This window comes from Desulfobulbaceae bacterium DB1 (assembly GCA_001914235.1).
Classification (GTDB): domain Bacteria; phylum Desulfobacterota; class Desulfobulbia; order Desulfobulbales; family SURF-16; genus DB1.
In genome coordinates, this window is the sequence record MQUF01000017.1 from 25,694 (window position 1) to 32,490 (window position 6,797).

The 6,797-nt window shown below is 53.8% G+C and carries 6 protein-coding genes and 1 pseudogene; 2 read left to right on the forward strand and 5 right to left on the reverse strand.

The features are described from left to right. Positions 1-11 precede the first annotated feature (11 nt). The 4 genes and pseudogenes from BM485_14395 to BM485_14410 all read right to left on the reverse strand — a co-directional run bounded on the left by BM485_14395 (position 12) and on the right by BM485_14410 (position 3,988). Positions 12-1,598, reverse strand: a complete 1,587-nt coding sequence (locus tag BM485_14395; protein OKY74308.1) for a hypothetical protein — start codon at positions 1,596-1,598, stop codon at positions 12-14. Then, positions 1,543-1,668, reverse strand: a pseudogene (locus tag BM485_14400) (hypothetical protein). The gene BM485_14395 and the pseudogene BM485_14400 overlap by 56 nt, the downstream one beginning before the upstream one ends. A gap of 119 nt (positions 1,669-1,787) precedes the next feature. Next, a complete protein-coding gene (locus BM485_14405; GenBank protein OKY74309.1) occupies positions 1,788-2,180 on the reverse strand; it encodes a hypothetical protein in 393 nt (130 codons plus the stop codon). 89 nt (positions 2,181-2,269) lie between these two features. After that, a complete protein-coding gene (locus BM485_14410) occupies positions 2,270-3,988 on the reverse strand; it encodes a hypothetical protein (GenBank protein ID OKY74310.1) in 1,719 nt (572 codons plus the stop codon). A 278-nt stretch (positions 3,989-4,266) separates the two neighbouring features. Between BM485_14410 and BM485_14415 the strand changes: the two genes are divergently transcribed. Continuing rightward, complete coding sequence (locus BM485_14415; protein OKY74311.1) at positions 4,267-5,487, forward strand: IS256 family transposase; 1,221 nt, start codon at positions 4,267-4,269, stop codon at positions 5,485-5,487. Positions 5,488-5,521: 34 nt separating this feature from the next. Here the strand turns inward: BM485_14415 and BM485_14420 are convergent, their stop codons facing one another. Next, on the reverse strand, positions 5,522-6,157 hold the full coding sequence (locus BM485_14420) for a hypothetical protein (GenBank protein OKY74312.1): 636 nt from the start codon (positions 6,155-6,157) through the stop codon (positions 5,522-5,524). Between the two features lie 225 nt (positions 6,158-6,382). Between BM485_14420 and BM485_14425 the strand changes: the two genes are divergently transcribed. After that, the coding region (locus BM485_14425) for an integrase (GenBank protein ID OKY74313.1) at positions 6,383-6,797 on the forward strand (415 nt) is incomplete at its 3' end.

The following is a 6,797-nucleotide window of genomic DNA, read 5'->3' on the forward strand; positions in this document are numbered from 1 at the left end:
AATACCCGGCTTCATGCCGCAAGCGGAACAGGCCGGTCGCCACCAAACATCACCTTTTCGGTCAGCACCCGCCGCTTCAAACGCTTGGCGGCCTGGCCGGCCTCGCCGATGACGGCATAGGACAGCCGCCGGCGCAGGGCCTCTTTTTTACATTTTCGCAGCCGCGCCAGTGGAAAGCCGCAGCAGGGGCCAAGGCTGGGGCGGCTCTCACCCCTTATTTTCAGGCCGAAAAGGGCGACGGCCCGTTCCGCCTGCTCGCCGAAAAACTCGATAAAGCGGCCGACCTGAAAAAAGAGGAGACATCCGGCACAGCGGTGCAGCGCCCAGGCATACTGTTCGGCCAAGGTACGCGGCGCCAGGGGTTCATAACGGGGATGCAGCCGCCCCAGTTGGTCAATCGCGAACAGATCAGCCAGCCAGGGGTGCCTCGCCCACAGGGAACGGATAAGTCGAAAGGCGCTGGCATGGGAAAAATGGCCGAGGTAGGAGGCCAGCACCTGGCGCAGTTCCACGATGGTTTCCCGGCGCAGATGAAGGGCGGTGTATCTGTCGCGGCCGATGGCCCCGTCAACCACCATCCGAGCGCGGAAGCGCCGCAGCCGGTCCTTGAGGTTGCCCACCACCCGGTTGCGCACCAGCAGATAATCCGGCCGGACGATGTAGCCCAGGAAATCAGAACCCTCGCTCACCCGTTTGCACACCGGAGGAGCGGGCTTCAGTTCCAGGGCCAGGCGGTCGGCGAGAAAGGCTTTGATGCGCCGCCGCATGGCCAGCAGCATTTCGGGGCTTTCATGCAACAGGATGAAATCATCGACGTAGCGCAGATAAAAACGGCATTTCAGTTCATGTTTGACGAACTGGTCCAGCTCGTTCAAATAGACATTGGCGAAAAACTGCGAGGTCAGGTTGCCGATGGGCAGCCCCTTACCGGGCCCGACATGGAAAAGCGACTTGCCCGGCGGCACCTGACCGAGCAGGGCAGGGTCGCCCTTGGCCAGGTAATTGGCCGTGCAGTCGGCGTCGAGAATCGTCCGGGCCAGACCAAGGAGAATGGGCGCGCCGACATGACGGCGGAGGATGGCAAACAAAATCTCCCGGTCGATGCTCATGAAAAAACTCTTGATGTCAAGCTGCATGAACCAGCCGGGCCGGCGGCCGTTTCCGGTGAGCCGGTTCATGAAAGCGGCAAGCCGCAGCACCGCGGCATGGGAGCCCTTGCCCACCCGGTTGGCGTAGGAATCGAAAATGAACTTCGGCTCGAAAATCGCCTCCAGCCGGGGCACGAGCAGATGATGCACCACCCGGTCGCGAAAATCGGCGGCAAAAATCTCCCGCAGTTTCGGCACCGAGGTAACAAAGCAGACAGAGCGGGACGGGCGATAGGAACCGGAAGACAGCTCTTCCCCCAGGCTTCGCTGGTTTTCCAGCACATCAACCTCGAAGCGCAAGGCATTGGCGGTCTTGCGCTTCCGCTTCCGGCAGGCCAGATAGGCCGCATACAGGGAAGGGAAGCCGAACAGGCCGCCGTGATCACTTTCCGCCGCGAACGCACCGCACGTAGTTGTTGTTGTTCTTATTGTTGTTGTTGACGTTGCCATTGTTGAAGTTGACGTTCCACGCGTTGTTCGGATTGTTGGCGTTGGTGGACGACGACCAGTAATTGGACGTTGTACCCGCTCACTTGACGGCCCTTTGCAAGGGCCCTTCACGGAACGATCCCGAAGGTACGGTCCGCTGCACGCTCATGCCCGACCACGACGGACGGGCGGAGCGGGCGCACAGTGATCTTAAGCGCGCTCCCTGGCGCCCGAAGGCGCCTGGGATTCCGGCCTGCTGTTCTTCTGATTCCTCAACCAACCCTCGCTCTGTCTGCTTATTTCCGTCGCCGATATTGCCAGGCGCTCGAATTCCTTGAAACCTTTAAATGCCTTGATCTCCTTGGCCATGACGATCATGGCCTTCATCTCCTCGCTTTTGTCCCGCAGCTCGGTGAGGCTTGCCACCTTGTCCGCCTGGGAGTTGACGCGGATGATGAGGGAGTAGAGGTGCCGCGCCAGATCGCGCAGGTCGGCGCCGATGGCGTACTTGTGGTAGCGGGGAAAATCCCGCACCGCTGTTTCCACCTCCACCGCAAGCTCCATGGCCTTGCGGAAGATGGGCAGATTTTCATATCGCGCCATGATTTACACCCCCCATGCCGCGCCGGAATCCCAGCGCGGCACCCAACCAATCAATCGGACCAATCAGACCAAAGGACCAAATCCCCGACTCACTGTCCGCCGCGAACGCACCGCACGTAGTTGTAGTACTTAAGGTAGTAGCCGACGTAGCCATCGCCGAAGTGGACGTACCACGCGCTGTCCGGATAGCCGGCGTAGGTGGACGACGAACAGTAAACGGACGATTTTGTGTTAGGAAAAACCGTTGTATTGATGGTCGGACCCGGGTAAGGACGGCTGTAATCCACCAGCCCCACCAGCTCTTTTTTACCGGGCAGCCGCCAGTCGGTGTAATTGCCGAGGGTGAGATCGCCGCAGACATCCACCGCGCCGTTGGGGTTGTAAGTCGCATCGGCGGTGCCGGAGGCCTGGTACCAATTGGTGTAGCCGTTGTCCCCCTGCTGCCACATCAGCCCGGTGACGTTGTCGGTCACCGTGCCGTCGCCGTTATCGGTGTAGGCGGGCGGGTTGATGGAGTAATTGCCGTCCTGGCCGAAGAAAGGTTCACCCGGCTGCGGACAGGGAATGGAGGTGGAGTTGTCGTAGCAGATGGTTTGGCCGGTGTCGGGGAGGGAGGAGAGAGGGCAATTTTGAGCAGCATCCGCAGGCACCGATACAGGAACCACGTCAGACAACACAGACTCACGGCCATCGGCTGCAACCCCCATGATCCGGTAATAATAAGTCCAGCCAGGGAGCACGCCGGTGTGTCCATAGTCGGTTGTTGTGGTGGGAGCGGCAAGCTCACTGCTATCGGTAACGTCGCTGCTCGTACCCCAGTACATCTTGTAATAAACCCCATCATCCGGCGTACCCACAGCATTCCAGGTAATATAGTTCCAACATTTGTTGGGGATGTATTGGGCCGAGAGGATGTTTGGTGTTGGCAGTTCTTCGCTCGTATCAGCGATTGTAGTAAAACTCCACCACTCGCTTGCCTGCAACACTTTCCCCGAGGCATCCATGGCCCGGATGCTCCAGTGGTAGGCTTTGCCAGGATCAAGGCTCGCCGCCTGGAAAGTTTCGGCAGAAAGCCCGCATCCGTTCGTGTCATCCCAGATCAGTGTGACAGCGTTTGTTCCCTTCAAGTTAAAGCAATAGCTAGAAGCTCCATCGACGGGTTTCCATCCAAAATTGATGTAATCCGGGTCAACATCGGTTTCCCCTTTTGATGGACTTTCCAGCATTACATATGTTGCCTTGTCGTCACAGCCGGAGCTGTCGCATTCAATATTAAGATCCCAGTCGGCACCCGGCCCATCCATGGTGTACAGTGTCCCAAGGTCAGAATCCGAAACCATATTGCCAGTGTACTCGCTATTGGCATGGATATAGGCGCCTGTCAGTTCGGCAATCTTTTGCACAAGTTTCTTTCCGTCATCATCGCCAGCGACCAGGCAACTGAAAAGAAGTATGTGCGAACCAGGGGCAAGGATTCCCTCATCCTTAAGACGCTTCAACTGTTTATAATGTTCATGATCGGGATTACTTACGGTCTTGTATGTAAGCACCGCATTGTCGGAAAGATGAATAAGACCATAATTGCCGTGGGTGAAGATGGTCAATCGGTCAATCGGTTGATAATGGTCACGCACTGCTTTCAAATAATCAACCCATTGCGTCAGGGTCACCGCGCTGCCAATCGAATCATTCAGGGCATCATAGGAGAAATAATAGGCATTGGTATTGTAAGTGCCCCGTTGTGAACCTTCCTCGTCACCGGCGGAAACAACCTCGAACTTGCCATCAGAATCCGGCCCTGGGTTCATGTCATAGACTGTATTAAAGGCTGAATCCTGGCCGAGATTGTCGCCCCAGCTTGAGTCAAACCAATAGGAAATAAGTGTCCGGCCATCAGCCTCGAAGATACTGCCATACAAATTCGCGTTGTCTTTAAGATAAAGGTAGAAATCAGAATCTGCGGGGATAGTTCCTGAGAGGAGGTTAGTATTTATGGAGAAAACAGACTGGTAGAGGGTGTAAAATAGTTTGTGTAAATGGCTATGACTGAGTAAGTCAAAAAACTACCCTTTAAAAAGGAGCTCATATGGCCATTGATAAAGAAATTTTGGATCGTTTACTTGCCGACTACAATTACCAGAAGCCCGAAGAACTGATCGGTGAAAACGGGCTGCTCAAGCAGCTCACCAAGGCCTTACTGGAGCGGGCGTTACAGGCGGAAATGACCGTCCACCTGGGCCACGAAAAACATGGAACCATCGTCACCAAAGGCGGTAATGCCCGAAATGGTAACTCTGCAAAGACCATCAAGGGCGACTTCGGTAAAATGCCGATTGAGGTCCCGCGCGACCGCGACAGCAGTTTCGATCCGGTCATCATTCCCAAAGGGCAAACCCGCTTTCCCGGCTTTGACGACAAGATTATCTCTCTCTACTCCCGAGGGATGACTACCAGGGAGATTCAGGGGCACTTGGAAGACATTTACGGAGTTGATGTCTCTCCCACCCTGATTTCAACGGTCACCGATGCCGTTGCTGACGAGGTTAAAGTTTGGCAAAATCGCCCGTTGGACCCCATTTATCCCATTGTTTACATGGACGCTATCCGGGTTAAGGTGCGCGACAATGGGCATGTTAAGAACAAGGCGGTCTATCTGGCTATTGGCATCACCATGGACGGCGTCAAGGATGTCCTGGGAATGTGGGTTGCCGAAAACGAGGGCGCCAAGTTCTGGTTGCAGGTAGTGACTGAGCTAAGAAACCGTGGCGTGCAGGATATTTTCATTGCCTGCGTCGATGGCCTCAAGGGTTTTCCTGAAGCCATTGAGACGGTTTTCCCCTTCACCCAGGTCCAGCTCTGTCTCGTCCACATGGTGCGCAATTCCCTGAAATATGTCTCATGGAAACAGCGCAAAGAGGTGGCTGCGGATCTCAAGGCCATTTACCAATCGCCAACAGCCGAGCAGGCCGAAATGGAACTGATGACCTTTGAAGAAAAATGGGACAAAACGCATCCGTCCATCGGCCAATCCTGGCGAAGAAATTGGGAAAGAATCACCCCATTTTTTGCGTATTCGCCCGAGATACGCAAGGTGATATATACCACCAATGCTATTGAGTCGTTGAACATGTCACTGCGCAAAGTTACCAAGAACCGGGGTTCATTTCCCAATGACGAGTCGATGCTTAAACTGCTTTACATGGCGCTGAACAATATCGCCAAAAAATGGACTATGCCAATCAGAGACTGGAAGGCTGCCTTGAACCGCTTTTCAATCTTGTTCGGCGACAGAATGCCTGCATATTGAAAATTAAAAATGAAAACCATTTACACAAAATTCTTTACAGGCCCGACTGGTATTGAAGACTTTCGTCGTAGTAGTCCTCCTTGGCGTATAGCAGCGATAATTCTCTTAGGGTGCTGTAGGTAGCAAAGCTCCTCTTTACTGGTGTGCCGCTCATCCAGCTAACCTGCTCTCCACGGGTCTCATCCCAATAATTATTATAGGCTCTGACCGTCCACAAGTACCTTTTGTTTCTCCCTAATTCTCCGTTAGCATAAGGAGGTTCTGGCAAGGTTAAGGAATCTGTTGCAGTCTCGTTGCACTCATCCCAAATCGTTCGCCCTCCGTAAGCTATGTCCTCCTCGATAGTGAGGCAATATTTCTCATCTAAAGATCCCAATGGAGCCTTGAGTGCCAGCCATGAATACTTCGTCTCCTGCCATCCACTGTCTGAATTTCCCACAAATACCATTTCGTTTTCAATAGGACTTATAAGCGTTGGTACCATTTGTCCAAATTGTTCATCTGAGCATCCATGGCTTTTAGCATAAAGGGTCTCATCGCTTGGGGTAGACGGACAAGAGTCCGCCGTGTCGGTTACGCCATCGTTATCCTCATCTAGGACGAAATTTTTCATCGATATAAAGCCGTTATGAGAATTTAAGGTGGTATCGCTCACATTGGCTATGTGCATATCGTCCGGTGAAAACGGGTACGAGTGGTTATAACCTGACAACTTGTCTTGAACATAGTAGCGTAAATCAGATATGTTGGACGAAGCCGCTACGCGGCAGACGAGTCACGAGCGAGCTTGTTTATCCATCATTAACATGTTGTAATCTCACGGCATACGGTAATAAGTAGAGAGTGGCGGAGCAAAGGCGAGGCCGCCGCATCAACTATTACCAAGGAGGTTACAATGAACACCACCATGCCACAAGATTCCCTCTTCAACAAGCAGTATCAGAAACACCTGAAATGCCTCAAACTGGGCGGTCTGCAGCCCAAGACCATCGACGCCTACGCCAGGGCGATCCGGCGTATCGGCAACTATTTCGATTGCAGGATTGACAACCTCAACTCCGGCCAGTTGCTCGACTATTTCACGGAACTCCTGGACACGCATTCCTGGAGCGCGGTCAAGCTCGACCTCTACGGCCTGAAGTTCTTCTATTCCGGGGTACTGAACAAACCCTGGGAAGATATCCCCCTGATCAAGCCTCCCAAGACATCCAGAATCCCTGACATCCTGTCCGTCGAGCAGACGGAGCAACTATTTGCCGCAACCAAAACCTTGAGCTACAAGGTCTTCTTTTTTACCTGCTACAGCATGG

Bases quoted from the DNA above. Each gene is read 5' to 3' on its own strand.
- BM485_14395 (OKY74308.1), bottom strand. From the start codon at position 1,598: ATGGCAACGTCAACAACAACAATAAGAACAACAACAACTACGTGCGGT.
- BM485_14405 (OKY74309.1), bottom strand. From the start codon at position 2,180: ATGGCGCGATATGAAAATCTGCCCATCTTCCGCAAGGCCATGGAGCTT.
- BM485_14410 (OKY74310.1), bottom strand. From the start codon at position 3,988: ATGAACCCAGGGCCGGATTCTGATGGCAAGTTCGAGGTTGTTTCCGCC.
- BM485_14415 (OKY74311.1), top strand. From the start codon at position 4,267: ATGGCCATTGATAAAGAAATTTTGGATCGTTTACTTGCCGACTACAAT.
- BM485_14420 (OKY74312.1), bottom strand. From the start codon at position 6,157: ATGCACATAGCCAATGTGAGCGATACCACCTTAAATTCTCATAACGGC.